Source organism: Afifella sp. H1R, assembly GCF_021462425.1.
Lineage (GTDB): Bacteria > Pseudomonadota > Alphaproteobacteria > Rhizobiales > Afifellaceae > Afifella > Afifella aestuarii.
In genome coordinates this window covers 944,467-970,367 of sequence record NZ_JAKEDY010000001.1, presented here as the reverse complement: position 1 = coordinate 970,367, position 25,901 = coordinate 944,467, and the positions used below count along the sequence as shown (strand labels likewise).

The following is a 25,901-nucleotide window of genomic DNA, read 5'->3' as shown; positions in this document are numbered from 1 at the left end:
GCCTATCAACGGTATGCCGCGTAGACGGCAACGGATATTCCAGCATGAACCTTTTTGATGATTTTGCGGAGCGGGTCCGGGCCGCTATCGCTCGGGTCGTAACGGAAAGCGAGATCGCGCCGGAGCTTCTTGCGCGCGTGGTGGTCGAGCCGCCGCGCGATGCCGCGCACGGCGACCTTGCCACCAACGCTGCGCTGGTGCTCGCGAAACCTTTGGCGATGAAGCCGCGCGATTTGGCGACCAGGCTCGGTGCCGAGCTCTCGCGCCACGACGATGTGGACGCGGTGGAGATCGCCGGCCCTGGCTTCCTCAATTTGCGTTTGGCCCAATCCTTCTGGGCGCGGGAACTCGCGGCCATCCTGAAAGCCGGCGACCGCTATGGCTACGTGCCGGCGGGGCAGGGTGCGGCCGTCAACATCGAATACGTCTCGGCCAACCCCACCGGACCGTTGCATGTCGGCCATTGCCGCGGCGCCGTCGTCGGTGATGCGATCGCAAACCTTCTGGCGGCCTCCGGTCAGGCGGTGACGCGGGAATATTACATCAACGATGCCGGCTCGCAGGTCGATCAGCTCGCGCGCTCCGTCCATCTGCGCTACCGCGAAGCGCTTGGCGAGACGGTCGGCGAGATCCCGAAGGGGCTCTATCCGGGCGATTATCTCGTTCCCGTCGGGAAAGCGCTTGCCGAGAAATATGGTGACGCGCTCAAGGACCAGGATGAAGCCGATTGGCTGCCTCTGGTGCGCGACTTTGCGATCGCTGCGATGATGGAGAATATCCGCAACGATCTCGCCAGCCTCAATATCCGTCACGACGTGTTCTTCTCCGAGCGTTCGCTGATCGGGAACGGCCGTGACCGGGTGGCGGAACTCATCGCGTGGCTTGAAGAGCGCGATCTCGTCTACTGGGGAACTCTGCCTCCGCCCAAGGGGCAGGAGAACGAGGACGAAGACTGGGACGAGCGCGAGCAGCTTCTCTTTCGGGCGACGTCGTTCGGTGACGATGTCGACCGGCCGCTGAAGAAAGCGGACGGGAGCTATACCTACTTCGCCTCCGACATCGCCTATCACTTCGACAAGTTCGAGCGCGGCTTCGCTCATATGATCGATGTCTGGGGTGCCGATCACGGCGGCTACGTCAAGCGTATGACGGCCGCGGTTAAAGCCATTTCTGAAGGCAAGGGCGAGCTCGAAGTGCAGCTGTCACAGCTCGTTCGGCTCTTCCGGGCAGGGGAGCCCGTCAGAATGTCGAAGCGGGCGGGCGATCTCGTGACGCTCGCCGACGTTGTCGACGAGGTGGGCCGCGACGCGGTTCGCTTCATGATGCTGACCCGCAAGGCGGATGCACCGCTCGACTTCGATTTTCAGACAGTGACCGAGCAGTCGAAGGACAATCCGGTTTTCTACGTGCAGTATGCGCATGCGCGCACGGCCTCCGTGCGGCGGCAATTTGCGCAGGAAATGCCGGAGGTTGACGAGACGCCTGCAGAGCTCGCCTCAGCCGAGCGGCTCATCCGGCTCGAAGACGCTGGCGAGCTCCAGCTCATCAAGCAGCTCTGCGACTGGCCGCGTATCGTGCAGCTTGCCGCCCAGAGCAGAGAGCCGCATCGGATTGCGTATTATCTCTACGATCTAGCGAATTCCTTTCACGTTCACTGGAACAGAGGCAAGGAGTCGCCGCAATTACGCTTCATTAAGCCTGATGATATAGAGATATCCAAAGCGAGGCTTGGCTTGGTGGATGCTGTTGGCATGGTGATCCGAGCGGGCTTGTCGGTGCTCGGGGTCGAGGCGCCCAAGGAGATGCGCTGAGTCTCAGGAGCGCCCGGCGTTACCGGAACAACGCGTAAGGTTTCCCGATGGCGGATGAACGTCCGAAAACCTCCTACTTGCATCATGGCCCCGGCGGCGGACCTGCCGGCCCCGAGGAGGAGGATCCGCTCGTCGAGCTGGCGCGTATCGTCAGCGAAGACAGCTCATATTATCGTCCGTCGCCACGTGCCGAGGCTGCCCCCACAAGGCGGGAGCCCGACGTGGACGCGTTCTCGTCCGAGCTCGAAGCCGAGCTGATGCGCGAGTTCGAGCAGTCGAACCGTGCGCGCCAGCCCGAAACCTACACGCCTGAGCCCTACACACCCAAGACCTACACGCGCGCGGAACCCCGGTTCGTGCCCGAGCCCCCGCAAGAGCCGGAAGAGCCGGCGCATTGGCAGAGCCACGAGCCGCGTGCCGAGCACCCTCTTGCATCTCTGGTGACACGGTTTCCGAGCGGTCCTGCCGCGGAGGAATTTGACGAGCGATCTGCCTCCGAGGATCGTTATCCGGCCTCTGAGCCATATGGCGCTTATGAGAATTCGCGTCAGTCTCCCGGTTATGAAGAGCCGCCGCAGGAGCCTTATGACGCTCCGGAAGGTACGTACGCCCAATCCCATCATGATGCGGCTCGAGATTTTGCGCATTGGATGGAGCATGAACTCCCGGGCGAACTCGCGGCCCAGTCCGAGAGGGAAGAGCCGTCATGGTCGGAACCGCAGCGCGGCGGTGCCGATTATGGGCAATCGGATTATGGGGAACCGGAGCGGGCCGATCCTGTCGAAGATGAGCGTGTCTCGCAGGCGCGCGAGCCGCGCGCTCCCTATGTCCCCCACGTTCAGGCCGGATCCCCGCGCGCGGAGCGCGACTGGCCCGCAAGCGATGATCTCGCCGACACACCCGAGCCGAGCCACGAAGAGTTTCCGTTCCTTGTCGACAGTGACCCGCTCGTCAGTCGTGCAGACGGCGATCCCGATGGTCAGATCCGTATGGACGACGATGGGGATGGACGCAAAGGACGCCGCAAAGGCCTGATGGCGCTTGCGGCCGTGTTGGGTGTCGTCGTTGTCGGCGGCGGCGTCATTGCCATGCTCGGCGGAGGTGACGGCGATTCAGATGAGTCCGTTCCTGTCATCACCGCCGATGGCGGCGACGTGAAAGTGGCCGTCGAAAGCCCGGGCGACAACAAAGACGACGAGGTTGGCCAGGCCGTGTTCGACCGCGTCTCTGGCCGCAATCCCGAGACCGACGAAAAGCTCGTCGACCGGAACGAAGAGCCGCGGGAAATCGCTCGCATCGTGTTGCCGAACGCGCAAGAGGGCGAGGCCGCCGATGATGGGGCTGCCGTGGCAGACGACGAGGGCAAGATCTCCGCGCGGATTTCGGACGATACGGCTCAGCCGCAGGTCGGGCCACAGGTCACACCGATTGGGCCGAAGAAGGTTCGCACTTTGACGGTCCGCCCGGATGGCACGATCGTGGAAAACGCTCCCGACAGTCAGGCCGCTGCCCCTCAGGAGCCGACGGAACTCGCCGGGCCTGCGCCAGCGACAGATCCGAAGCCCGTCCAGGTGCAGAGCGTGCGCGTGCAGCCGGAAGACGGTGGTATGCCTGCTGACGACAGTGGAAGTAACGCACAAGCGAGCGCGGAGCCGAACGGGCTCGGCCAAACACCGACCGCCGCCGAAACGCCGAGCTTCGACATCGCGAACCTGCCGCAGGCGCGACCGACTGTGCCGGATCTCGTCGCACCGTCTCCGAGTTCGGCGCAGACCGCGCCGCAGCCGGCGGCACCGGCTTCTTCCTTGACCGCGTCGGCGCCGACGTCGAATGCGTCAGAGCCGCAGGTCGCCTCCACGGCACCGGTCGGATGGGCGGTTCAGGTCAGCTCCCAGCGTTCAGAGGAGCAGGCCCGATCGTCCTACAGCAATCTGCAGCGTCGTTTCCCGCAGCTTCTCGGAGGCCAGGAGGCCATGATCCTTCAGGCCGATCTCGGCGACAAAGGCATCTATTACCGTGTCCGCGTCGGTCCGATGGCTTCGCGTGAGGCGGCGATCTCGTTGTGCGAGAATCTGCAGAGCGCCGGCGGCAGTTGCTTCGTAACGCAGTAGAACTCCACGCAGGATATCGATCTGAATGATGGCGAAGGCCTTCGCTTGCGGCCTCGCCGGGCTCACGCTCGGCGAGGAAGAACGCGCTTTCTTGCGCGATGAAAAACCCTGGGGCGTGATTCTCTTTGCCCGCAACATCCAAGATGCCGGCCAGATCCGGCGCCTGACCGACAGTGTCCGCGAAACGCTCGATCGTCCCGACGTTCCGATCCTGGTCGACCAGGAAGGCGGCCGCGTCCAACGTATTCGTCCGCCGGTGGTGCGCTCCTATCCCCCGGCGAAGCGTTTCGGGGACATCTACAAGGCCGATCCGATTTCCGGCATCGAGGCGGCACAGCTTGCCGCGAAGCTGATGGCGCTCGACCTCGTCGAACTCGGCATCAACGTGGATTGCCTGCCGGTTCTCGATGTGCCGGGGCCGGGCAGCCACGATATCATCGGCGATCGCGCCTACGGCGACACGGTCGAAATGGTGGTGACGCTCGGCGGTGCCGTCATGACCGGGCTGAGGGCCGGTGGCGTGACGCCGGTGATCAAGCATCTGCCCGGGCATGGTCGCGCGGCTTGCGACAGCCATGAGGAGCTTCCCGTCGTCGATGCGGATCTGGTGGAACTCGAGGCCGTCGATTTCGCGCCGTTTCGGATGTTGGCCACGCGCGCATCCCTCGGTATCGTGGCGCATGTCGTCTATTCCGCAGTGGACGACGCCCAGCCGGCCACGCATTCCGCTCCAATCATCGCTAACATCATCCGTGAGCGAATCGGTTTTGGTGGTCTGCTGATGACGGACGACATCTCTATGAAAGCTCTGAGCGGCAGTCCGGCCGAACGCTCCAGGCGTGCGATTGCGGCCGGCTGCGATATCGTCCTTCACTGCAATGGCGAGATGGAAGAGATGCGCGACGTGGCGACGGCTGTTCCGGAGCTTTCCGGCGATGCGCTTGAGCGTGCCGAGACGTCCCTTGTTGCAAGTGTTGCCGACGAGGTCGGAGACCGGGCGTTCTTGCACGAGCGGTTGTCGCAGTTGCTGGGATCAGACAGGGTTCTTGGATGAGTGCTGCGGCGGATGCTTTCGAGGAAGATACGCCCGTCGACGACGCCGACGTGCTGCTGGTCGACGTCGACGGTTTCGAAGGCCCGCTCGACCTGCTTCTTGCTCTCGCCCGCAGTCAGAAAGTCGATCTGACAAAGATTTCCGTGCTGGCTTTGGCCGAGCAGTATCTCGTTTTCATCGATCACGCACGGAAGCTGCATCTCCAGATCGCCGCCGACTACCTCGTGATGGCTGCGTGGCTTGCCTATCTCAAGTCGCGGCTCCTTCTGCCCGATCCCGAACCGATGGAAGAACCGTCTGGCGAGGAAATGGCGGCGCGGCTCGCTTTCCGCTTGAAGCGCCTCCAGGCCATGCGCGAAGCGGCCGAGAGGCTGTCGGACCGGGACAAGCTCGGGTCCGGCTTCTTCGAACGCGGTATGCCGGAAGCCATTGCGAGCGACCGAACGATGCGGTGGGGGGCGGAGCTTTACGATCTCTTGCAGTCTTATTCGGCTTTGCGCGCGCGCCAGTTTGCGAGCTTCGTGAAGGTGAAGAAGCGCAAAGTCATCGGTCTGCAGGAAGCGCGCGATCGCCTCATGCGCCTGATCGGCGAAGATGCGACCTGGATGCCGATGGACACCTATTTGACCGAGTTTCTGGCCAAGCCGGAACTGCGGGCGACAGCCCGGGCGAGTGCGCTCTCGGCTAGTCTCGAGCTGGTGCGGGAGGGCAAGCTGGAACTGACGCAGTCCTCCAATTTTGCACCTCTCTACGTGCGGCGGAGGTCTGCTTCGCTGGAGGCGAAGCGTGCCTGATCTTTTCGCCAGCGGCAGCAATGTCACCAGCCTGTCGCCGGAGGACCGCCGGCTGCATTTGCGGATGCTCGAAGCGATGTTGTTCGCCTCGGCGAAGCCCATGAGCGAGGCGGAACTGGCCGCCAAGATGCCCGAGGGCGTGACGGTCGACGTGCTCCTGCACGAATTGCAGACTGCTTATGCGAGCCGGGGCGTGAATCTGAGGCGCATCGGCGATAGCTGGGCATTCCGTACTGCGAGCGATCTCGGCTTTCTGTTGCAGGAGCACAAGGTCGAGGAGCGCAAGCTCTCTCGGGCCGCGATGGAGACGCTCGCCATCATCGCCTACCACCAGCCGGTCACGCGCGCGGAGATCGAAGAGGTGAGGGGCGTTTCGACCTCCAAGGGTACGCTGGATGTCCTTCTGGAAACAGGTTGGGTGCGGCCGCGGGGGCGTCGGCGTTCGCCTGGGCGCCCGCTGACATTCGGGACGACGAACGAATTTCTCGATCATTTCGGACTTGCAGCAATCGGCGATCTGCCTGGTCTCCTCGACCTGAAGGCGGCGGGCCTTCTGAACGCCAACATTCCTCCGGGCTTCGAAGCGCCTCCTGCCTTTGGGAGCGAGGCGCTGCGGGACGATGAAGAGCCTTTGGAGGGCGACTGAGGAATTGATTGGGCGCCCCAACGACTCGTGGGAATCGGCGTATTTTTTGCCCTTGCCGATCTGCGGCAAAACGCCGGCTGTTCCAGCCTCAATCTCACCGCTCTTGTGGATGAGCGTCGTTTGCCGAGGCGGACCCTGCGGAAGGTTTCGTCCCTTTCGGACTGCGCAGAATTCGATGTGGCTTTGAAGGATCGGGCCACTTATATCACTCCGAGACTTTGTGGAGGAAACGCTGGTCCAGCGGATCTCAATGTCGGCCGTAGCTTCGTGATGCGGCAGGGGATCGGAGAAGAGGGCGAGTTGATGCGAATCCGACGATTTGCAATAGTCCCGCGACCGGCCGTGGCGAGTTTTGAAAGGTTTATCCTATGTCGATAGGCTTCTGGCAGATCGTTATCATCGCGATCATCATCGTGCTCCTGTTCGGGCGCGGAAAGATCTCTGACCTGATGGGTGATGTCGCCAAAGGCATCAAGAGCTTCAAGACGGGCCTGCAGGACGACGACGACGACACCACGTCGACGAACCAGTCCCGGACCATCGAGCACAACGACCCCGCCAGCGTGGAACCGGCGGAAAAGAAGAACAAGGTCGGCTAACGGCATCGGCCACGGCGAACCCAGCACAATCTATGTTTGAGCTCGGCCATGTTTGATATCGGCTGGACTGAACTGGTGGTGATCGCCGGTGTGGCGATTATCGTCGTCGGGCCGAAAGATCTGCCTGGAATGCTGCGCACGTTCGGCAAGACGATGGGCCAAGTCCGTCGTACCGCGAACGATTTCAAGCGTCAGCTCGACGATGCTCTGAAAGAGGCTGAGCGGCAGGCCGGGCTGGACGAAACCCGGCAGTCGCTGCAATCGATTTCGAAGATGGACCCGCTCGCTGGCGTCAAGAAAGACGTCGAAGCCGCCGCCAATCGGAGCGGCCAGAAGTCGGCGGCAGAGCCGGTACCATCCGCTCTCGCGCCCACAGAGGAGACGCCTTCCGCGTCGGCCGAACCCGCATCGACCGAACCCGCATCGACCGAGCCCACGACGGCCGAACCTGCGACGGCCGAGCCTGCGACGGGGGTGGACGAGGGCACGGCACCGGCGGAAGAAAAAGTGCAGGACGTGGCGTCGAGCAAGGATGACGGGGTGGCCGAAGAAGCTCCCGACAACAGAGGCGGAAGCCCGCGCACGAGCGACGCAGCATGAGCGACGACGATATCGAAGCTTCACGGGCGCCGCTGATCGAACATCTGATCGAACTGCGTCAGCGTCTTCTGCGCGCCTTGATCGCAATCGCGATCGCCTTCGTGGTCTGCTTCTATTTTGCGGACCAGATCTTCAATCTGCTGATCATTCCCTATGAGCGTGCAGCCGGTGCGGACCGCAGCATCCGTCTGATTTTTACCGCTCCGCAGGAGTATTTTTTCACGCAGATGAAGCTCGCCTTCTTTGGCGCGCTCTTCCTGGCATTCCCGGTCATTGCCAATCAGATCTACAAATTTGTGGCGCCGGGGCTCTACAAGCATGAACGTCAGGCGTTCTACCCCTACCTGATCGCGACGCCGATTCTCTTCATCATCGGCGCGGCGCTCGTGTATTTCGCGGTGATGCCGCTTGCGCTCGCCTTCTTCCTGTCGATGGAACAGACGGGTGGCGAAGGCCGCGCGACGATCGAGCTTTTGCCGAAGGTGAACGAGTATCTCAGCCTCATCATGACGCTGATCTTCGCCTTTGGCCTTGTGTTTCAGCTTCCGGTCATCCTGACGCTCCTCGGCCGCGTCGGGATCGTCGATGCGGCGATGCTCAAGTCCAAGCGCAAATACGCCATCATGATCGCCTTCATCCTGGCAGCGGTCCTCACGCCGCCCGATCCGATCAGCCAGATCGGTCTCGCCGTGCCGACAATTCTTCTCTACGAGATCTCCATCTACGCTGTTCGGCGAGTCGAGCTGAAAAACGCTGCAAGGGCCGAGGAAGCTGCGACATAGTCGGGCGAACCCGGTCTTGGGCGGCTGATGGCATCCGCATCGTCGGATCTTCTGCAAAGCGAGACTTGACCGCGGCCGTCGTTGCGTTACGCCCTGCGGCCATAGACAAGCACGCGGAGTCGCCGCAAGGCGTCCAGCAGAGGTTCGCGAAAGATGCTCGACATCACATGGATTCGCCAAGATCCGCAGGCGCTCGACCGCGCTCTCGCTGATCGAGGGGCGGCCCCGGCCGCTCAACGCCTGATCGATCTCGATGATGAGCGGCGCGCCCATATCCGGCAGTTGCAGGAGGCGCAGAACGCGCGCAACCAGGCCTCGAAACAAATCGGTAAGGCGAAGGCGTCCGGCGACGAAGCCGCGGCCCAAAACCTCATCGACGAGGTTGCCAAGCTGAAGAGCGCCATTCAGGAGGGCGAAGCCCAGGAGCGGGCGCTCGGGGAAGCGCTGCGAACGGCGCTCGCCGAAATCCCGAACGTTCCCTTGCCCGACGTGCCCGTGGGCCCCGACGAAACGGCCAATGTCGAGCTGCGCCTCTTCGGCGATCCAATGTTGAGCGATAGCGCGCCGGAGCATTTCGAGATCGGCGAGGCCCTGGGCCTGATGGATTTCGAAAGTGCGGCGAAACTCTCCGGCTCGCGTTTCGTGGTGCTGAAGGGCCAGCTTGCGCGTCTGGAGCGGGCGCTCGGCCAGTTCATGCTCGATCTTCACACGAGCGAGCACGGCTACACGGAGGTCGCGCCGCCGACCCTGGTGCGGGATGATGCGCTTTTTGGCACTGCGCAGCTGCCGAAATTTGCCGAAGATCTCTATGCGACAGCAGCCGTCGATGACGATGAAGCCTCGGCCGCGCGTCTTTGGCTCATTCCAACGGCGGAAGTGCCGCTCACCAATCTCGTGCGTGAGACGATCCTCGAAGAAGCGGAGCTGCCGCTCCGCTTCACGGCGTTGACGCCCTGTTTCAGGTCGGAAGCGGGTTCGGCCGGGCGCGATACGCGCGGCATGCTGCGACAGCATCAGTTCAACAAGGTCGAGCTCGTCTCCATCACCAGTCAGCAGGCGAGCCTCGAAGAGCATGAGCGCATGACGGCGTGTGCCGAAACGGTGCTCAAGAAGCTCGAACTGCCTTATCGCGTCGTTGTCCTCTCGACGGGTGACATGGGTTTTGCCGCGCGGCGGACCTATGACATCGAAGTCTGGCTGCCAGGGCAGGGCGCCTACCGGGAAATCTCGTCGTGTTCCGTGTGCGGAGATTTCCAGGCGCGTCGGATGAATGCCCGCTACCGGGCCGAAGGCGAAAAGCAGCCGAAGTTCGTGCATACGTTGAACGGTTCCGGCGTGGCCGTCGGGCGTGCCCTGATCGCCGTCATGGAGAATTACCGCAATGACGACGGCTCGATCACGGTGCCGGAGGTGCTGCGGCGCTATATGGGTGGCATGGAGCGGATCGGCGCATGAAGATTCTCGTCACCAACGATGATGGAATCCATGCTCCGGGCCTGAAAGTCGCGGAGGAGATCGCTCGCGCGCTTTCGGACGAGGTCTGGGTGGTCGCGCCTGAGACGGATCAATCCGGCGTGGCGCATGCGTTGACCCTGAGCGATCCTCTGCGCTTGCGAGAGGTGGACGAGCGCCATTTCGCCGTGCGCGGAACGCCGACGGATTGCGTGATCATGGCCTCGAAGGTCGTCATCGGCGAAAAGCCAGATCTGGTGATCTCTGGCGTCAATCGGGGACAGAACATCGCCGACGATGTGAGCTATTCCGGCACGGTTGCAGGTGCGATCGAAGGAACGATCCTCGGGATCCGGTCCTTCGCTCTGTCGCAGGCGTTCGGGGCGGACACGATCGACGATCCGAGATGGGATTGCGCCCGAGCGCATGCCCCTGGGATCATCCAGCGCGTGCTCGATTTGCCGCTGACTCCGGGCGTTCTCATCAACGTCAACTTTCCCAATCGAACAGCTGACGAGGTTTCGGGCGTTCTCCTCACGCGCCAGGGCAAGCGCGCCGCCGACTGGATGCATATCGACGAACGTCGCGATGGGCGCGGGCGGCCGTATTTCTGGATCGCCTTCAAGCACTCGAAGATGGAGCCGCCCCCTGAGACCGATCTGGCGGCGCTCGCGCAGGGCTATATTTCCGTCACGCCCTTGTCTCTGGACATGACCGATGAGCCTGCCCGCCAGGAGCTCACACGCCATTTCACGGCTCCAAGCGGGGCAAAACGGGCTTCTTCGTGAACGAGGATCCTGCCATCGAGCCAGATCCGGAGGCGCGGGTTCGGCTGGCCAGCCTCATTTTGAGGCTGCGTGAACTCGGTATTTCCGACCGAAAGGTGCTCGGGGCGATCGAGACGGTGCCGCGCGAGGCTTTCGTCCCGGATCTCTATCGAGACGATGCCTATCTCGATCGCGCCTTGCCGATCGAATGCGGGCAGACCATCAGTGCGCCTTCGGTGGTCGCGATGATGACGGCAGCTCTCGAACTGGAACCGCGTCACCATGTCCTGGAGATCGGTACCGGGTCCGGCTATCAGGCCGCCATTCTCGCCAGGCTTTCACGCCGGGTCACGACGCTCGAGCGCTATCGGACACTTTTGGAGCTGGCGCAGACGCGCTGGGATCTTCTCGGCATCACCAATATCGCCGGCATTGTCGCCGACGGTTCGAAGGGATGGCCGACACAGGCGCCCTTCGATCGGATCCTGGTCACGGCCGCGGCGGCCGTCGCACCCGCCAAACTCGTCGCGCAACTGGTCGATGGCGGCATTCTCGTTGCGCCGGTCGGACCGGTCGATGCCGTGCAGCGGCTGACGCTTTTTCGCAAAGAGGGGACACGGGTGGACACCCGCGATCTCGGCGCCGTCCGTTTCGTGCCGCTGATCGAAGGAATTGCCCGCAATCTTTGATTTTCGGTTCGTTTTGCCGGCGTCCCTTAACGCCTTTTCAATGTTAATGCTTTTACATCACGTCAGCATCCCCAATGCCTGCGTGAGTTTGTTCGATGAGGTCATACCGTCAGTCTGCCAGCTTCTGGTTCACCCGCATTAGCGCGCTCGCCCTGATTACCGGGCTCGGTGCCGGGTGCAGCGCCGATGCCATACGTCTGACTGAGCCCATCTACACCGGCTCAACGGCGAATCAGCAGCAGACAATTACTGCCCAGGCGACTGCCTATCAGGCACCGCAACAGTTCGCGGCGCCATCGCCCGCGGTCCAGTCGCGGCAGTTGCCGCCACCCTCTGGCGGTTACCAGACCGCCTACAATTATCCGGGTTCCGCTGGGGCGCAGCAGAGTTACTCGCGCGCGCCGACGAGCTCCCCGCAACAGCAGGCAGCCGCTCCGAAGCCCTATACGCCGCCGGAGCCTTATGCGCCGAGCGGCATGCCGAAGCCTCTCGGAAAGCTGAACGTCGATTCGCAGGGCACGCCTCAGCCCCGCCGGGCGGAGCCTGCGGTTGCGCGGACCGAAGCCCCGCAGCCGCGCCAGCAAAACAACGTGGCCTCAAGCGGAGGCTATACCGTCCGTTCAGGTGATTCGCTGTGGAGCATCGCCCATGCCCATGGTGTGACGACGAGCGAGCTTGCAGCGGCCAACAACATTCAAGGCGGCAATATTCGCCCCGGTCAGACGCTGACGATTCCGTCCGGCGGCGGAACGCAGGTTGCGCGTGTCGATCCAAAAGACGGAACGATGTCGGATGCACAGCCGGAAGCCACGCCTGAGGTGCGGCCCGAAAAGACGCCTGTGAGCTACACGCCGCCGTCCGCTGAGCCCAAGCCAGAAAGCGCGGCGCCTGCAGCCGATACCACGGCCAAGTCTGGAGGCGCAGGCTTCCGCTGGCCGGTGCACGGACGCATCATCGCGGAGTTTGGCAGCAAGCCGAACGGTGAACGCAACGACGGCATCAATCTCGCCGTGCCGGAAGGGACAGCCGTGAAGGCCGCGGAAGACGGGACCGTGATCTATTCAGGCAACGAACTGAAGAGCTACGGCAACCTGATACTGGTGCGCCACGAGGGCGGCTGGGTTTCGGCCTATGCCCACAACAGCGAGTTGCTGGTGAAACGCGGCGAGAAGATCCGGCGCGGTCAAATCATCGCCAAGTCCGGAATGAGCGGCAACGTGACCTCGCCGCAGGTGCATTTCGAGCTCCGCAAGGGAGCGACCCCGGTCAATCCGGTCGGACATATGGCGTCCGCTTGAGCGGGCGCCTTCCGGATTTTCGGGCGGGGGTCAGTCAGCCGAGCGACTGACCCGTCCGCCCGGCGAGATCCTGAATGAACTGCCAGGCGACGCGGCCGGAGCGACTTCCCCGCGTCGTTGCCCATTCCAGGGCCTGAGGACGCCATTCCTCTTCCGGCATCGCGATGCCGAAGTGCTCCACATAGGCGCGCACCATCGCGAGATACTGTGTCTGATCGCAGTGATGAAAGCCGAGCCATAGGCCGAAGCGGTCTGAAAGCGACACCTTTTCCTGCACCGCCTCCGACGGATTGATCGCTGTCGAATGCTCGTTCTCGATCATGTCGCGGGGGAGCAGGTGGCGGCGGTTGGAGGTCGCGTAGAAGATCACGTTGCGCGGCCGCCCCTCGACGCCACCTTCGAGTGCGGCTTTCAGCGATTTGTAGGACGTGTCGCCCGCGTCGAAGGACAAGTCGTCGCAGAAAAAGATGAATCGCTCCGGCCGATCGCGGATGGTGTTCATCAAATCGGGCAGTGTGTTGATATCCTCGCGATGGATTTCGACGAGCTTGAGAGGCGTCTCTGGCGCTTCGGCTGCGACCTGTGCGTGGACCGATTTCACCAGCGAGGATTTTCCCATCCCGCGCGCGCCCCAAAGCAAAGCGTTGTTGGCCGCATAGCCTTTGGCGAAGTGCCGCGTGTTCTCAAGCAGCGTGTCGCGGGACCGGTCTATGCCCTGCAAAAGCTCGATTTCCAGGCGGTTCACGTTCTTCACCGGGATGAGACGAGGGGGCTGCGGATCCCACACATAGGCATCGGCCGAGAGATCGAGCGGCGGTGCCGCGGGCGGAGCAAGCCGCTCCAAAGCACCGGCAATCCGTTCCAGGAGCGGAATGAGGTTTTGCGTTTGGTCTTGAGTCACTTGGGTTCACGTCCTACAGGCGGGGCGTCTCGGTAACATAAGGATCGAGGGGTCGACAGACCGCTCGTGCCGGGACCGGTTGCAAAGGGGCGCGCCACAGCTATAGTCCGCGCCGGTTTGGACCGACGGGTCCGCAAGCAAATTCCGAGGCCTTTATGTTCGTGACTCCGGCCTATGCGCAAGGCGCAGGCGCAGGTGGCGGCGGTGAGATGTTGATTTCGCTTCTGCCTTTCATCCTGATCTTCGTGATCATGTATTTTCTCATCATCCGTCCGCAGCGCCAGCAGGCGAAGAAGCGGGAAGAGATGCTGAAGGCGATCCGTCGTGGCGACACGGTGGTGACCGGCGGCGGGCTCATCGGCAAGGTCACCAAGGTGATCGACGACAACGAGCTCGAAGTGCAAATTGCCGAAGGCGTGAAGGTGCGGGCGCAAAGAGGCCTCATTTATGAGGTTCGAGCAAAGGCCGAGCCGGTGAGCGGCTCCGCCGCCTGAGCCCAGGACCCGCCTTTTCATGCTCTATTTCGCTCGTTGGAAGATCGTTCTCATCGTCCTCGTCCTTGTGGCGGGGGTCATCGTGACGCTTCCCAATCTTTTTTCCGCCGCGACGGTGCAGGCATGGCCGTCTTTCATGCCAAAGCGCCAGATCGTCCTCGGCCTCGATCTGCGAGGCGGCGCCCATCTGCTTTTGCAGGTGGAGCGCGATTCGCTGGTCAAAGACCGGCTTCAGACGCTGGTCGGCGATGTGCGCCAGACTTTGCGTGACGAACGCATCGGCTACCGCAATCTGCGCAGCCGCGGAGAAAGCGTGACGTTCACGTTGCGTGAGCCGAGCGAAGCAGATCGTGTGATGCAGCTCCTGCGTCCGCTGACCAATCCTGTGCAATCGGGGCTCTTTGGACAGGGTTCTGTGAGCGAGGTGGAAGTCTCTCGCGACGGCGCGCAGGTGACGCTGAACCTGACCGAGGCGGGGCTTGAAGAGCGCACCCGCTCGGCGGTCGAGCAGAGCCTGTCCGTTCTCGGGCGTCGTATCAACGCGCTCGGGACGACCGAGCCGACGATCCAGCGCGAGGGCGACGATCGCATTCTCGTTCAGGTTCCGGGCCTTGAGGATACGAGCCGCCTGAAGGAAATCCTCGGTCAGACGGCGAAGATGACGTTCCATCTGGAATGCCCGGAGGGTGATGTCGTCTCCGCACAGCAGGGGCGTCCTCCCGCCGGATGTGAGATCGTCGAGCCGGCCGATCCCAATGATGGTCCGGTTCTGGTCGAATCGCGGGCCCGGCTTTCGGGCGATGATCTCGTCGACGCCCAGCCGGCATTCGATCAGCAGACGAATACGCCGATCGTCACCTTCCGCTTCAATTCCCGCGGCGGGTCGATTTTCGGGCAGCTGACGCAGCAGAATGTCGGACGTCGCTTCGCGGTCGTCCTCGACAACAAATACATCACGGCCCCCGTCATCCGCTCCCCCATCCTCGGTGGTTCGGGACAGATCGAGGGCAATTTCACGGTCGAAAGCGCGCAGAACCTCGCCGTTCTGCTGCGGGCCGGCGCGCTTCCTGCCGACCTCACGATCGTCGAGGAACGGACTGTCGGGCCCAGCCTCGGCCGGGATTCGATCGCAGCCGGTGAGATCGCCGCTTTGATCGGAACGGCCGGTGTCGTCGTGTTTATGGTGCTCGTCTACGGTCTCTTTGGCGTCTTCGCGAACGTCGCCTTGATCTGCAACATCGTGCTCCTGCTCGCGCTCTTGACGCTGTTGCAGGCGACGCTGACGCTTCCGGGCATTGCCGGCATCGTGCTGACGGTCGGTATGGCCGTCGATGCGAATGTGCTGATCTTCGAGCGAATACGCGAGGAATCGAAGCTTGGGCGGTCCGCGATCAATGCGATCGAAGCCGGTTTCAGTCGGGCGCTCGGTACGATCCTTGATGCCAACATCACGACCCTGATCGCGGCCTTTGCGCTTTTCGCCCTGGGATCCGGTCCGATCCGTGGTTTTGCGGTCACGCTCGCTCTCGGCATTCTGACGACCGTCTTCACCGCCTTTGTTCTGACCCGCTTCATCGTCGCGATCTGGGTACGCTCCCAGCGTCCCAAGACCGTGCCGATCTGAGTATCGCTATGCCATTTCGCATCGTTCCCGACGAAACCACGATCCCGTTCATGCGCTTTGCGCGCTGGGGCTTTCCTGCCTCGGTGGTCGCGATGGTGGCGTCGCTCGTCTTGTTCTTCGTCGTCGGCCTCAATCTCGGCATCGATTTCAGGGGAGGAACCCTGATCGAGGTGCAGAGCCAGAGCGGAGCCGTCGATATCGGCGCGGTGCGGCAGACGCTGCAACCGCTCGAACTGGGCGATTTCGAGGTTCAGGGCTTCGGCTCCGGCAACGAAGCCGTCATTCGGATCGCGACGCAGCCCGGCGGAGACGAGGCGCAGCAGGCGGCCGTGCAGAAGGTGCAGAACGCACTTGGCTTCGACGATTACAATTATCGTCGCGTCGAAGTCGTGGGGCCGCGCGTGTCCGGAGAGCTCGCCGAGACCGGGACGATCGCGGTCCTCGTGACGCTCGTGGGCGTGCTGTTTTACATCTGGTTCCGGTTCGAATGGCAGTTCGCCATCGGTGCCATCGCCTCGCTTCTTCACGACGTCATCTTGACCATCGGGTTCTTCACGATCACGCAGATCGAGTTCAACCTGTCTTCGATCGCCGCGATTTTGACGATCGTCGGCTATTCGTTGAACGATACCGTGGTGATCTTCGACCGCGTGCGTGAAATGTTGCGGAAGTTCAAGCAGACGCCGATCCGGGGCATCATCGATCTGTCGGTCAATCAGACCTTGTCTCGGACGTTGCTGACGTCTCTGACCACGCTGATCGCGTTGGCGGCTTTGTTCTTCTTCGGCGGAGCGGTCATCCGTTCGTTCACGGCGGCGATGATCTGGGGCGTTTTCATCGGCACGTACTCCACGGTCTTCATTGCCGCGCCGATGCTGATCTTCTTCAATCTGCGGCCTGAGAAGGTGGCCCCGCCGGAAACCGCAAAGAAGCCCGCGACAAGCTGATGGCGGCCGGCGAAGGCAGACAAGCTGGGCCGCCCGAGGGCGGCCGTTTCCCGGGACGCGCGCCTGTCGATGCATACGGGAATGGCGGTTTCCGTTTTGCCGGCATGTCGCATCGTGGATCGATCCTGATGCTGCCTTCGGCGATCCTCGGCTGGGGTGTCACCAGGCCGGAGGAAATCAGCCTCGAGGCGCTTCAACCGGCAATAGCCGAAGTCTCTTCGATCGAAGTGCTTCTGATCGGGACGGGGCGCAATCTCGTTCCCCTCGATCCGAAGGTGAAATCGGATCTCGAAGCTGCCGGTCTGTGGCCGGAAGTGATGGCGACGGGCGCGGCCTCGCGAACCTACAACATCCTGCTTGCGGAAGAGCGGGCGGTTGCTGCGGCGCTGATTGCTGTCGACGATCCGGAATGAAGCCCTAGCTCCGGCTCATGGCCGAGCCCGATCCCACCCTTGTTGAGCCTGTGCGCGAGCGCGATCTTCCGCGCTACTACTCGGTGTTGTTCGCGCCGCAAAATGTGCGCGAAGAACTTTTTTCGCTCTACGCCTACGCAGTCGAGGCGGAAAAGGTCGCCGATATCGTGCAAGAGGCGACGCTCGGTGAGATCCGTCTGACCTGGTGGCGCGATTCTCTCGATCTCGCGGTGGCGGGGCAGGCGAGCGGGTCGCCGATCGTCGATCGGCTGGCTTTGGCGCTGCGCGAAAAAGGACTTTCAGCCGACGCCCTTGCCGCACTTACGGAAGCGCGGCACGGAGACCTTTACGCCGATCCTCCTGCGACACTTGCCGATCTCGAAGGGAGAATGGGGGAGACGCAGTCGAGCCTCTTTCAGCTGGGGGGATTGTTTCTGGGCGGAGAGACCAGTGAGCTTGCCGAGGCGGCGGGGCATGCGGGCATTGCCTATGGGGTCGCCATGAGCCTTTGGGACAGCGCACGCGCGCGGGCGAGGGGGCGTCTCGTCATTCCCGCCGAGCTTCTCCAGAGGGTGGGGCTCTCTCCGGAGGAGGTCTATTCCGCCGAAGTGAAACAGCTCGTCGCGCCAATCGACGAACTCGTCGCCTTCGGGCGCATGCACCGAAGCCGCGCGGCCGCAGCGCTGAAGCAGGTTCGCAGGGAGGCCCGAACGGCCTTTCTGCCATTGAAAGCCGCGGATGTCCTGCTTGCCCGAATCGGGCGGGATCCAGCCAGATTTGTCACGTCTCCTCAGCGGATGCCTGCACTCAGCGTCCTGAGCCGGATGGTGTTTGCCGGTTTCGGCAAGGGCCGCTGATCCACCTGAGCTTCACGGAAGACGCTTCGCGTCTCAGGCGGCCTTCCGCAACTCGTTGGCCGCAAGCCATCTCGTAAAATCGGCGAGTGCGCGTGCAGCGAGCGTGCGCTTGCGTGCCACGCCGCGCTCCTTGCCCTTCATTCTGCGTCCGTCCTCGTCTTTTGTGGGCGCCTCGATGTCCGGGAAAAGGCCGAAATTGACGTTCATCGGCTGAAAGTCGCCGTTCTCCTTATCCACGAGATTGCGGCCGGTAATGTGGGCGAGGAGCGCTCCGTGGGCTGTCGTATCCGGAGGCAGAGCCGGTTGATCGCCAAGTGCCTCAGCGGCCGCGAAGCGGCCGGCGAGAAGCCCGATGGAGGCCGATTCGACATAGCCTTCGCAGCCGGTGATCTGGCCGGCGAAACGAATGTGGGGTTGCACCTTCAGGCGCATCGTCTCGTCGAGGATTTTTGGTGAGCGCAGAAACGTATTGCGGTGAATGCCGCCGAGACGCGCGAATTCCGCATTCTCCAAAGCCGGAATCATTCGGAAAATACGGGTCTGTTCGCCATATTTCATTTTGGTCTGGAAGCCGACCATATTGAACAACGTGCCCTGCTTGTTGTCCTGGCGGAGTTGCACCACAGCCCACGGCTTCTCCTCCGGTTTGTGCCGATTGGTGAGGCCAACCGGCTTCATCGGGCCCCAGCGCAGGGTTTCGGCTCCGCGCGCCGCCATCACCTCGATCGGAAGACAACCTTCGAAATAGGCCGTATCCTTTTCCCATTCGCGGAAATCGGCGGTCTCCGCCTGAAGCAGCGCCTCGATGAAGGCCTCGTACTGGGCGCGGTCCATCGGACAGTTCAGGTAGGCGGCCGTGTCACCGCCGGGCCCGGGTTTGTCGTAGCGGGACTGCATCCAGGCGATATCCATGTTGATGCTGTCGCGATGGATGATCGGTGCGATTGCGTCGAAAAAGGCAAGCTGGTCTTCGCCCGTCGCTTCGCGGATTGCGGTCGCGAGCGCGCCGCTCGTCAAAGGGCCTGTGGCGATGATGGTCGGCTGGTCGGGATTGGGCAGGCCGGAGATCTCGCCGCGTTCAATCCGGATCAAGGGGTGATCGGCAATGGCCTGTGTCACAGCTTCGGAGAAACCGTCGCGATCGACAGCAAGCGCCGAGCCCGCAGGCAATTGATGGCGGTCGGCGGCGCGCATGATGAGCGAACCCGCGGCTCGCATCTCCGCATGCAGGACACCGACGGCGTTGCTCGTGGAATCGTCGGAGCGGAACGAGTTCGAACAGACGAGTTCGGCGAGACCGTCGCTTTTGTGGGCCGGCGTCTCGACCTCGGGCCGCATTTCGTGCAGCACGACGGCGATGCCGGCTTCGGCGATCTGCCAGGCGGCTTCGCAGCCGGCGAGGCCGCCGCCGATAACATGGATGGGTCTCGTCATTTCGTGTCTCTCAGCTTCTGCTGCTTCGTTCGTCGCTGGGGGGAAATATGTCGAATGCAACGCTTCACGCCCGTGCATGTTGACGCTTGCCAACGAGATCGCAAGGGGAGAGGCAGGGTGTCTGCGCGAATCCATATGATGCTTGTCAGGCAGCGCAACAATAGCCGTCCAAGGCGACAAAACGGGGATTGAGATGGCCGGAAGCTCGAAGAAGGCAATTTATGCGGCGCTTGTCGGAAACCTGGCGATCGCCATCACGAAGTTCGGCGCCGCCGCCTATACGGGCTCCTCGGCGATGCTGTCTGAAGGCATCCATTCGGTTGTCGATACCGGCAACCAGGGGCTTCTTCTCTATGGGATGAAGCGGGCGTCTCGTCCGGCGGATCGCGCGCATCCCTTCGGCTACAGCGCGGAGATCTATTTCTGGGCCTTCGTGGTGGCGATCCTGATCTTTGCGGTTGGCGCTGGCGTCTCCGTCTATGAGGGCGTGCACAAGATCGCCGACGCCAATGAGATCACGTCTCCGTTCGTCAATTACATCGTTCTGTCGCTGGCGATCGTGTTCGAAGGTGCGTCGTGGACCGTTGCCTACCGTGAATTTCGCAACCAGAGGAACGAAGGGCACAATTTCTTCGAGGCCGTTCGGCATTCCAAGGATCCCACCGTCTTCACGGTGCTTTACGAAGATACTGCCGCCCTCCTCGGTCTCGTCGTCGCGTTGATCGGCGTGTTCCTCGCCAGCTATCTCGATCTTCCGTGGCTCGATGGGGCCGCCTCGATCGGGATCGGCATCATTCTTGGCACCACCGCAATCCTTCTCGCGATCGAGACCAAAGGCCTCTTGATCGGGGAATCGGCGGCACCGGAAACGGTCGCTGCGGTGCGCGAGATCGTCGAGGGAGAGGAGGGCGTGCGTGCGCTGAACGAACTCAGGACATTGCACCGCGGGCCCAATGACATCCTGCTGGCGCTCTCGGTCGACTTTGAGGACGATATGCCGGCCGGGCGCGTCGAAGCCGCCATCACGCGTCTGGAAAAGGCCATCAAGGCACGCATTCCGACGATCCGCCGTCTCTTCATCGAGGTGCAATCTGCAGGGGATCACAAAATCGCGGTGGAAGAAGAACGCCGGAGCGGCGCTGCGTCCCACTGAGGCGAGAAGCGGCCAGATGCGACAGAATAGCGAGCTTACCTTAGAATTGATCTAAGTCAAAAGTAGCCCATCCCCCGCTGCTAGAGTTGGCCCGCGACCTGAGGCAGCGATCTGGGTCGCGGGCCTTGAACGCCAAAAGCCACGAGCCGACCCGACGGTCGCCGGTCGTGCTCGCCTTGACGTCTCATATCCCGTGGCTCTCTCGCAAATGAATGGAGAGCGCGATGACACGTTTGCTGGTCTCGCTCCTACTTACGGCCGGGCTAGGCACTGCGGCCTATGCTGCGGACGACCAGAAATTGATGGAAGACGCCAACGGCTTCTTCGATCCGATTCCGACGATGGTGCAGGCCCCCGAAAACAACGCCATCACCCGCGAGAAGGTCGAACTCGGCAAGATGCTGTATTTCGATCCGCGGTTGTCTTCTTCTCACCTTCTGAGCTGCAACACCTGCCACAATCTCGGCCTGGCCGGGACGGACCTGCAGCCGACTTCTGTCGGACACGGCTGGCAGCGCGGGCCCCGCAATGCGCCGACGGTTCTCAATTCCGTCTTCAACATCGCCCAGTTCTGGGACGGACGGGCGGAAGATCTGAAAGCGCAAGCCGTCGGGCCGATGCAGGCGGCGGTGGAGATGAACTCCACCCCTGATGAGGTGGTTGCGGTTCTGAACAGCATGCCTGAGTACAAGGATCGCTTCGACGTCGTGTTTTCGGGCGACGAGGATCCGATCACTCTCGACAATGTCGCAAAGGCGATCGAGGCCTTTGAGGTGACGCTGGTGACGCCGGCTTCCCGCTTCGATCAATTCCTCGACGGCAACGCGAATGCCCTGAACGACAAGGAGAAGCACGGTCTCTCCTTGTTCATGGATAAGGGCTGCGTGTCCTGCCATTCCGGCGTGAATGTCGGTGGTCAGGATTATTTCCCGTTCGGCGTCGTGGAAAAGCCGGGTGCGGACATCCTTCCGCCGGACGACAAGGGCCGCTTTGCGGTGACGCATACGGCAACGGATGAATATGTCTTCCGTGCCGGCACATTGCGGAATATCGCGCTGACCGCGCCTTATTTCCACAGTGGCCAGGTCTGGAGCCTGCGTCAGGCGGTGCAGGTGATGGCGACGGCCCAGCTTGGCACGGAGCTCACCGAGGATGAGGTCGATTCGATGGTGGCGTTCCTGCACACGCTGACGGGCGAGCAGCCGCAGGTCGATTATCCGATCCTGCCGGCGAGCACGGACGAGACCCCGCGTCCGGTGCTGACCGTTCCGGGACAGGAAAACAACTGAGCCAAACGTTTTCCGAAAGGCCCAACCCTGGGCACATGAGCGAAGGGCCGCGTGAGCGGCCCTTCATTTTGTCTGCTGTTTCTCTGCCGACCCGAAATCAGAACGGGATTTCGTCGTCGAGGTCGTCCTTGAAGGAGCCGCGGCCACCTTCCATCGGACCGGAGGAGCCGAAATCCGAACGTCCGCCCCGGTCTGACGGGGGGGCGTCATAGCTGCCACCGCCGCCGCCGGCACGCGTGTCGAGCATGGTGAGGGCCGAATTGAAGCCCTGCAACACGACCTCGGTCGTGAAGCGTTTCTGGCCCGACTGGTCTTCCCATTCGCGCGTCTGCAGCTGGCCTTCGAGATAGACCTTCGAGCCCTTCCGCAGATATTGCTCGGCGATCTTTGCCAGACCTTCGTTGAAGATCACCACGCGGTGCCATTCGGTGCGCTCGCGCCGTTCTCCGGAATTGCGGTCGCGCCAGCTCTCAGACGTCGCGATCCGCAGATTGACCACCGGACGGCCATCGTTCAGGCGCCGGATTTCGGGATCGGCCCCGAGATTGCCGATCAAGATGACTTTGTTGACGCTGCCGGCCATGAAATTCTCCCTGGTTTCTGGAGCCGCCGAGAGCGGCCAAAGGTTGCCCCTTTTCACTCAAGCGCCGCCGAACTGTAAACGGGCCCCTGCAAAGACGCTTGCCGCGGAATGTCGTTCACTGTATGTTCCTTGCCGGTATCACGCAAGATCATCGGACGAGGGGCGAGCCTATGGAACAGAGACTGAGTGTCGTGACGCTGGGCGTTGTCGACCTGTCACGCGCGCGGCAGTTTTATGAAGATGGGCTCGGCTGGCAACGTGCGAATGCCCACGAGGAAGTGGTGTTCTATGATCTGAACGGTTTTGTTCTGGCGCTCTATCCGCGGACGTCGCTGGCGGCCGATGCCAAAGTCGACCCGGACGGGTCCGGATTTTCGGGCATCACGCTGGCCTTCAATGCGAGAAGTCGCGAAGAGGTCGACGTCGTCTTGAAGGAGGCGGAGGCGGCGGGAGCCGAGGTCGTCAAAACGGCCGAGGAAGTCTTCTGGGGCGGATATTCGGGCTATTTTGCCGATCCCGACGGGCATTTGTGGGAGGTTGCGCACAACCCGTTTTGGGCAATCGACGCAGATGGGCGTGTCCTTCTTGGCGCATGATCGGCGTCTGAGAGCGCACATATCGCGAAGCGGGAAAGACGGGGTTTTTCCATCACTCCGGCTGCACTAAATAAGCATCGGGCGAGCCAGCCCGCATCACCATCCTCCGGAACGGCCATGACGGATCCGCAAAAGACGCTCTCCGTGCGGGGCGCGCGCGAACACAATCTCAAAAACGTCGATCTCGATCTGCCGCGAGACAGTCTGATCGTGATGACGGGCCTTTCTGGCTCGGGCAAATCCTCGCTCGCCTTCGATACCATCTATGCCGAGGGACAGCGGCGCTATGTCGAGTCGCTGTCGGCTTATGCGCGCCAGTTTCTGGAGATGATGCAAAAGCCGGACGTCGACCAGATCGATGGCCTGTCACCGGCAATTTCGATCGAGCAGAAGACGACGTCGCGCAACCCCCGTTCCACCGTCGGCACGGTGACGGAAATCTACGATTATATGCGGCTCTTGTTTGCGCGCGTCGGTGTTCCTTATTCGCCGGCGACGGGTTTGCCGATCGAAAGCCAGACGGTCAGCCAGATGGTCGATCGCATTCTGGCTTTGCCGGAGGGAACGCGGCTTTATCTGCTCGCGCCGGTGGTGCGTGGCCGCAAGGGCGAATTCCGCAAGGATCTCGCCGAATATATGAAACGTGGTTTTCAGCGCGCGCGGATCGACGGAACCTTCTATGAGATCGCCGAGGCGCCGGCGCTCGACAAGAAGCTGAAGCACGACGTCGATATCGTCGTCGATCGTGTCGTCGTGCGAGCGGATGCCGGAAGCCGGCTTGCCGATTCTCTGGAGACGGCTCTGCGACTAGCCGATGGCATCGCCGTCGCCGAGTTCGCGGATATGGGCGAAGGTGGCAAGCCGCCGGCACCGATCGTGTTTTCGGAAAAGTTCGCCTGTCCCGTCTCCGGCTTCACGATCCCCGAGATCGAGCCGCGGCTGTTTTCATTCAACAATCCCTTCGGCGCCTGTCCGACCTGCGACGGTCTCGGATCGGAACTGCGCATCGATCCCGATCTCGTGGTTCCCGATCCGCGCTTGAGCCTGCGCAAGGGGGCGATCCACCCTTGGGCGAAATCGAGCTCGCCTTATTATCTGCAGACGCTCGAGGGGCTCGCCCAGCATTACGGCTTCAGCCTGACGGTTCCGTTCGAGGAGCTGCCGGAAAATGCCCACCAGGCCATCCTGTATGGCACCGGCAAGGATAAGGTTGCTCTCGTCTACGACGACGGGCTCAGAAAATATCAGGCGAAGAAGACCTTCGAGGGCATCATCCCGAACCTGGAGCGGCGCTGGAAGGAAACCGATTCCGCCTGGATGCGCGAGGAGATCGGCAAGTACATGTCTTCGACGCCATGCGCGTCCTGCAACGGCCTGCGGCTGAAGCCGGAAGCGCTCGCGGTGAAGATCGCAAGCCTCAACATCGGCGAAGTGTCGCATTTTTCGATCCGCGAGGCGAACCGCTGGTTCACGGAATTGCCGGAAAAGCTGAGCGGAAAGCAGAATGAGATCGCGCTGCGCATTCTCAAGGAAATTCGCGAGCGGCTTCGCTTTCTCGACGATGTCGGGCTCGATTATCTGACCTTGTCGCGCAATTCTGGGTCGTTGTCGGGTGGCGAGAGCCAGCGCATCCGGCTCGCTTCCCAGATCGGCTCGGGCCTGACCGGCGTTCTCTATGTGCTGGACGAGCCGTCGATCGGTCTGCATCAGCGCGACAATGCCCGGCTCCTGGAGACCCTCAAGCATCTGCGTGACCTCGGCAATACCGTCATTGTCGTCGAGCACGACGAGGATGCGATCATGGCCGCCGACCATGTCGTCGATGTGGGGCCCGGCGCGGGCATCCATGGCGGCGAGGTGGTGGCGGAGGGCACGCCCGGCGATATCATGGCAAGTCCGGCCTCGCTCACGGGCCAGTACCTGTCCGGCGCGCGGGCGATCGAGGTCCCGGAGACGCGCCGCAAGGCTGCCAAGAAGCGCTGGCTGAAGCTCGTCGGCGCGACGGGCAACAATCTCAAGGATGTTACGGCGAAAATTCCGCTCGGCACCTTCACCTGCGTGACCGGCGTCTCGGGCGGGGGCAAGTCGACGCTTCTCATCGACACGCTCTATAAGGCGGTCGCGCGACGCCTCAACGGTGCGCGCGAACAGGCCGCGCCGCATGCGGAGCTTGCCGGGCTCGAGCATCTCGACAAGGTGATCGACATCGATCAATCGCCGATCGGGCGCACGCCGCGTTCCAATCCCGCGACTTATACGGGGGCGTTCACCCCGATCCGCGAATGGTTTGCGGGGCTTCCGGAGGCGAAGGCGCGCGGCTACCAGCCGGGCCGTTTTTCGTTCAACGTCAAGGGTGGACGCTGCGAGGCCTGCCAGGGCGACGGCGTCGTCAAGATCGAGATGCACTTCCTGCCGGACGTCTATGTCACCTGCGATGTCTGCCACGGCAAACGCTACAATCGCGAGACTTTGGAAGTCACATTCAAGGAGAAGTCTATCGCGGACGTCCTCGACATGACGGTCGAGGAAGGCGTCGGCTTCTTCCAGGCGATCCCCGCCGTGCGCGACAAACTGAAGACGCTGGCGCGCGTGGGGCTTGGCTATGTGCGCATCGGCCAGCAGGCGACGACGCTTTCCGGCGGCGAAGCGCAGCGCGTGAAGCTTGCGAAAGAACTGTCGAAACGCGCGACCGGACGCACCCTCTACATCCTCGACGAGCCGACCACGGGTCTGCATTTCCACGATGTGGCGAAGCTTCTGGAAGTGCTGCACGAGCTGGTGGAGCAGGGCAATACGGTGGCGGTGATCGAGCACAATCTCGATGTCATCAAGACGGCCGATTACATCATCGATCTCGGGCCCGAAGGCGGCGACGGCGGCGGCGAGATCGTGGTGGCCGGGACGCCGGAAGAGGTGGTGGCGGAGCCGCGGAGCTACACAGGTCAGTTTCTGAAGCCAATTCTGGAACGTGGCATGCGGCGCTCGGAAGCCGCGGAATAGCGCGTCC

Annotated in this window: 24 protein-coding genes; 21 read left to right on the top strand and 3 right to left on the bottom strand. The window is 62.4% G+C overall.

The features are described from left to right. Nucleotides 1-44: 44 nt before the first annotated feature. From argS to L0F51_RS04510, 12 genes are all read left to right on the top strand, one after another. Nucleotides 45-1,811, top strand: a complete 1,767-nt coding sequence (gene argS, locus L0F51_RS04565; RefSeq protein ID WP_234628141.1) for an arginine--tRNA ligase — start codon at nt 45-47, stop codon at nt 1,809-1,811. A 47-nt stretch (nt 1,812-1,858) separates the two neighbouring features. Beyond that, a complete protein-coding gene (locus tag L0F51_RS04560) occupies nt 1,859-3,922 on the top strand; it encodes an SPOR domain-containing protein (protein WP_234628140.1) in 2,064 nt (687 codons plus the stop codon). A 25-nt stretch (nt 3,923-3,947) separates the two neighbouring features. After that, complete coding sequence (gene nagZ / locus L0F51_RS04555; protein ID WP_234628139.1) at nt 3,948-4,976, top strand: beta-N-acetylhexosaminidase; 1,029 nt, start codon at nt 3,948-3,950, stop codon at nt 4,974-4,976. Beyond that, nucleotides 4,973-5,770 (top strand): ScpA family protein, encoded by a 798-nt coding sequence (locus L0F51_RS04550; RefSeq protein ID WP_234628138.1) that lies wholly within the window; start codon nt 4,973-4,975, stop codon nt 5,768-5,770. The genes nagZ and L0F51_RS04550 overlap by 4 nt, the downstream gene beginning before the upstream one ends. Then, nucleotides 5,763-6,416: an SMC-Scp complex subunit ScpB gene (scpB, locus tag L0F51_RS04545; RefSeq protein WP_370642308.1), complete on the top strand. Its 654-nt coding sequence runs from the start codon at nt 5,763-5,765 to the stop codon at nt 6,414-6,416. The genes L0F51_RS04550 and scpB overlap by 8 nt, the downstream gene beginning before the upstream one ends. 368 nt (nt 6,417-6,784) lie before the next feature. Continuing rightward, nucleotides 6,785-7,015 carry a twin-arginine translocase TatA/TatE family subunit gene (locus L0F51_RS04540; RefSeq protein WP_234628137.1) on the top strand — a complete coding sequence of 77 codons (231 nt, stop codon included), beginning with the start codon at nt 6,785-6,787 and terminating at the stop codon, nt 7,013-7,015. Between the two features lie 48 nt (nt 7,016-7,063). Further along, nucleotides 7,064-7,615, top strand: coding sequence for a Sec-independent protein translocase protein TatB (tatB, locus tag L0F51_RS04535; protein ID WP_234628136.1), 552 nt, complete (start codon nt 7,064-7,066; stop codon nt 7,613-7,615). Continuing rightward, nucleotides 7,612-8,397 carry a twin-arginine translocase subunit TatC gene (tatC, locus tag L0F51_RS04530; RefSeq protein ID WP_234628135.1) on the top strand — a complete coding sequence of 262 codons (786 nt, stop codon included), beginning with the start codon at nt 7,612-7,614 and terminating at the stop codon, nt 8,395-8,397. Before tatB ends, tatC begins: the two co-directional genes overlap by 4 nt. Before the next feature lie 153 nt (nt 8,398-8,550). Then, nucleotides 8,551-9,852 (top strand): serine--tRNA ligase, encoded by a 1,302-nt coding sequence (gene serS / locus L0F51_RS04525; RefSeq protein WP_234628134.1) that lies wholly within the window; start codon nt 8,551-8,553, stop codon nt 9,850-9,852. After that, nucleotides 9,849-10,637 (top strand): 5'/3'-nucleotidase SurE, encoded by a 789-nt coding sequence (gene surE, locus L0F51_RS04520; protein WP_234628133.1) that lies wholly within the window; start codon nt 9,849-9,851, stop codon nt 10,635-10,637. Before serS ends, surE begins: the two co-directional genes overlap by 4 nt. Beyond that, the gene (locus L0F51_RS04515) at nt 10,634-11,305 is read left to right on the top strand and encodes a protein-L-isoaspartate(D-aspartate) O-methyltransferase (protein ID WP_234628132.1); all 672 of its coding nucleotides are present in this window, start codon (nt 10,634-10,636) and stop codon (nt 11,303-11,305) included. The genes surE and L0F51_RS04515 overlap by 4 nt, the downstream gene beginning before the upstream one ends. A gap of 95 nt (nt 11,306-11,400) precedes the next feature. After that, a complete protein-coding gene (locus L0F51_RS04510) occupies nt 11,401-12,603 on the top strand; it encodes a M23 family metallopeptidase (RefSeq protein WP_234628131.1) in 1,203 nt (400 codons plus the stop codon). Between the two features lie 34 nt (nt 12,604-12,637). On the opposite strand, the gene L0F51_RS04505 is transcribed toward L0F51_RS04510, so the two are convergent. Then, on the bottom strand, nt 12,638-13,504 hold the full coding sequence (locus L0F51_RS04505) for an ATP-binding protein (protein ID WP_234628130.1): 867 nt from the start codon (nt 13,502-13,504) through the stop codon (nt 12,638-12,640). A gap of 155 nt (nt 13,505-13,659) precedes the next feature. On the opposite strand from L0F51_RS04505, the gene yajC reads away from it, so the two are divergent. From yajC to L0F51_RS04480, 5 genes are read left to right on the top strand one after another with little or no spacing between them, the layout of a single operon-like run. Next, on the top strand, nt 13,660-13,998 hold the full coding sequence (yajC, locus tag L0F51_RS04500) for a preprotein translocase subunit YajC (RefSeq protein ID WP_092816151.1): 339 nt from the start codon (nt 13,660-13,662) through the stop codon (nt 13,996-13,998). A gap of 19 nt (nt 13,999-14,017) precedes the next feature. After that, nucleotides 14,018-15,622: a protein translocase subunit SecD gene (secD, locus tag L0F51_RS04495; protein ID WP_234628129.1), complete on the top strand. Its 1,605-nt coding sequence runs from the start codon at nt 14,018-14,020 to the stop codon at nt 15,620-15,622. A gap of 8 nt (nt 15,623-15,630) precedes the next feature. Continuing rightward, on the top strand, nt 15,631-16,569 hold the full coding sequence (gene secF / locus L0F51_RS04490; protein WP_234628128.1) for a protein translocase subunit SecF: 939 nt from the start codon (nt 15,631-15,633) through the stop codon (nt 16,567-16,569). After that, nucleotides 16,569-16,982: an Mth938-like domain-containing protein gene (locus L0F51_RS04485; protein WP_234628127.1), complete on the top strand. Its 414-nt coding sequence runs from the start codon at nt 16,569-16,571 to the stop codon at nt 16,980-16,982. The genes secF and L0F51_RS04485 overlap by 1 nt, the downstream gene beginning before the upstream one ends. Nucleotides 16,983-16,999: 17 nt before the next feature. Further along, nucleotides 17,000-17,839: a squalene/phytoene synthase family protein gene (locus tag L0F51_RS04480; protein ID WP_234628126.1), complete on the top strand. Its 840-nt coding sequence runs from the start codon at nt 17,000-17,002 to the stop codon at nt 17,837-17,839. Between the two features lie 33 nt (nt 17,840-17,872). Here L0F51_RS04480 and trmFO read toward each other — a convergent pair whose 3' ends face one another. Next, nucleotides 17,873-19,273: a methylenetetrahydrofolate--tRNA-(uracil(54)-C(5))-methyltransferase (FADH(2)-oxidizing) TrmFO gene (gene trmFO / locus L0F51_RS04475; protein WP_234628125.1), complete on the bottom strand. Its 1,401-nt coding sequence runs from the start codon at nt 19,271-19,273 to the stop codon at nt 17,873-17,875. Between the two features lie 193 nt (nt 19,274-19,466). Here trmFO and L0F51_RS04470 point away from each other — a divergent pair, with 193 nt between their 5' ends. Both L0F51_RS04470 and L0F51_RS04465 read left to right on the top strand, forming a co-directional pair. Continuing rightward, a complete protein-coding gene (locus L0F51_RS04470) occupies nt 19,467-20,426 on the top strand; it encodes a cation diffusion facilitator family transporter (protein ID WP_234628124.1) in 960 nt (319 codons plus the stop codon). A 224-nt stretch (nt 20,427-20,650) separates the two neighbouring features. Further along, nucleotides 20,651-21,715: a cytochrome-c peroxidase gene (locus tag L0F51_RS04465; RefSeq protein WP_370642307.1), complete on the top strand. Its 1,065-nt coding sequence runs from the start codon at nt 20,651-20,653 to the stop codon at nt 21,713-21,715. 97 nt (nt 21,716-21,812) lie between these two features. Here L0F51_RS04465 and L0F51_RS04460 read toward each other — a convergent pair whose 3' ends face one another. Next, nucleotides 21,813-22,298, bottom strand: a complete 486-nt coding sequence (locus L0F51_RS04460) for a single-stranded DNA-binding protein (protein ID WP_234628122.1) — start codon at nt 22,296-22,298, stop codon at nt 21,813-21,815. Between the two features lie 170 nt (nt 22,299-22,468). Here L0F51_RS04460 and L0F51_RS04455 point away from each other — a divergent pair, with 170 nt between their 5' ends. Continuing rightward, nucleotides 22,469-22,894, top strand: coding sequence for a VOC family protein (locus L0F51_RS04455; RefSeq protein WP_234628121.1), 426 nt, complete (start codon nt 22,469-22,471; stop codon nt 22,892-22,894). A gap of 117 nt (nt 22,895-23,011) precedes the next feature. After that, entirely contained in the window at nt 23,012-25,894 is a 2,883-nt protein-coding gene (uvrA, locus tag L0F51_RS04450; protein ID WP_234628120.1) for an excinuclease ABC subunit UvrA, read from the top strand. Nucleotides 25,895-25,901 lie beyond the last annotated feature (7 nt).

What these genes read in the sequence shown, in the direction of transcription:
- L0F51_RS04550 (WP_234628138.1), top strand. Translation starts at nt 4,973, where the DNA reads ATGAGTGCTGCGGCGGATGCTTTCGAGGAAGATACGCCCGTCGACGAC.
- argS (WP_234628141.1), top strand. Translation starts at nt 45, where the DNA reads ATGAACCTTTTTGATGATTTTGCGGAGCGGGTCCGGGCCGCTATCGCT.
- L0F51_RS04510 (WP_234628131.1), top strand. Translation starts at nt 11,401, where the DNA reads ATGAGGTCATACCGTCAGTCTGCCAGCTTCTGGTTCACCCGCATTAGC.
- serS (WP_234628134.1), top strand. Translation starts at nt 8,551, where the DNA reads ATGCTCGACATCACATGGATTCGCCAAGATCCGCAGGCGCTCGACCGC.
- L0F51_RS04480 (WP_234628126.1), top strand. Translation starts at nt 17,000, where the DNA reads ATGGCCGAGCCCGATCCCACCCTTGTTGAGCCTGTGCGCGAGCGCGAT.
- L0F51_RS04485 (WP_234628127.1), top strand. Translation starts at nt 16,569, where the DNA reads ATGGCGGCCGGCGAAGGCAGACAAGCTGGGCCGCCCGAGGGCGGCCGT.
- L0F51_RS04540 (WP_234628137.1), top strand. Translation starts at nt 6,785, where the DNA reads ATGTCGATAGGCTTCTGGCAGATCGTTATCATCGCGATCATCATCGTG.
- secD (WP_234628129.1), top strand. Translation starts at nt 14,018, where the DNA reads ATGCTCTATTTCGCTCGTTGGAAGATCGTTCTCATCGTCCTCGTCCTT.
- uvrA (WP_234628120.1), top strand. Translation starts at nt 23,012, where the DNA reads ATGACGGATCCGCAAAAGACGCTCTCCGTGCGGGGCGCGCGCGAACAC.
- L0F51_RS04470 (WP_234628124.1), top strand. Translation starts at nt 19,467, where the DNA reads ATGGCCGGAAGCTCGAAGAAGGCAATTTATGCGGCGCTTGTCGGAAAC.
- tatB (WP_234628136.1), top strand. Translation starts at nt 7,064, where the DNA reads ATGTTTGATATCGGCTGGACTGAACTGGTGGTGATCGCCGGTGTGGCG.
- surE (WP_234628133.1), top strand. Translation starts at nt 9,849, where the DNA reads ATGAAGATTCTCGTCACCAACGATGATGGAATCCATGCTCCGGGCCTG.
- L0F51_RS04560 (WP_234628140.1), top strand. Translation starts at nt 1,859, where the DNA reads ATGGCGGATGAACGTCCGAAAACCTCCTACTTGCATCATGGCCCCGGC.
- trmFO (WP_234628125.1), bottom strand. Translation starts at nt 19,273, where the DNA reads ATGACGAGACCCATCCATGTTATCGGCGGCGGCCTCGCCGGCTGCGAA.
- tatC (WP_234628135.1), top strand. Translation starts at nt 7,612, where the DNA reads ATGAGCGACGACGATATCGAAGCTTCACGGGCGCCGCTGATCGAACAT.
- secF (WP_234628128.1), top strand. Translation starts at nt 15,631, where the DNA reads ATGCCATTTCGCATCGTTCCCGACGAAACCACGATCCCGTTCATGCGC.
- yajC (WP_092816151.1), top strand. Translation starts at nt 13,660, where the DNA reads ATGTTCGTGACTCCGGCCTATGCGCAAGGCGCAGGCGCAGGTGGCGGC.
- L0F51_RS04455 (WP_234628121.1), top strand. Translation starts at nt 22,469, where the DNA reads ATGGAACAGAGACTGAGTGTCGTGACGCTGGGCGTTGTCGACCTGTCA.
- L0F51_RS04460 (WP_234628122.1), bottom strand. Translation starts at nt 22,298, where the DNA reads ATGGCCGGCAGCGTCAACAAAGTCATCTTGATCGGCAATCTCGGGGCC.
- nagZ (WP_234628139.1), top strand. Translation starts at nt 3,948, where the DNA reads ATGATGGCGAAGGCCTTCGCTTGCGGCCTCGCCGGGCTCACGCTCGGC.
- L0F51_RS04465 (WP_370642307.1), top strand. Translation starts at nt 20,651, where the DNA reads ATGACACGTTTGCTGGTCTCGCTCCTACTTACGGCCGGGCTAGGCACT.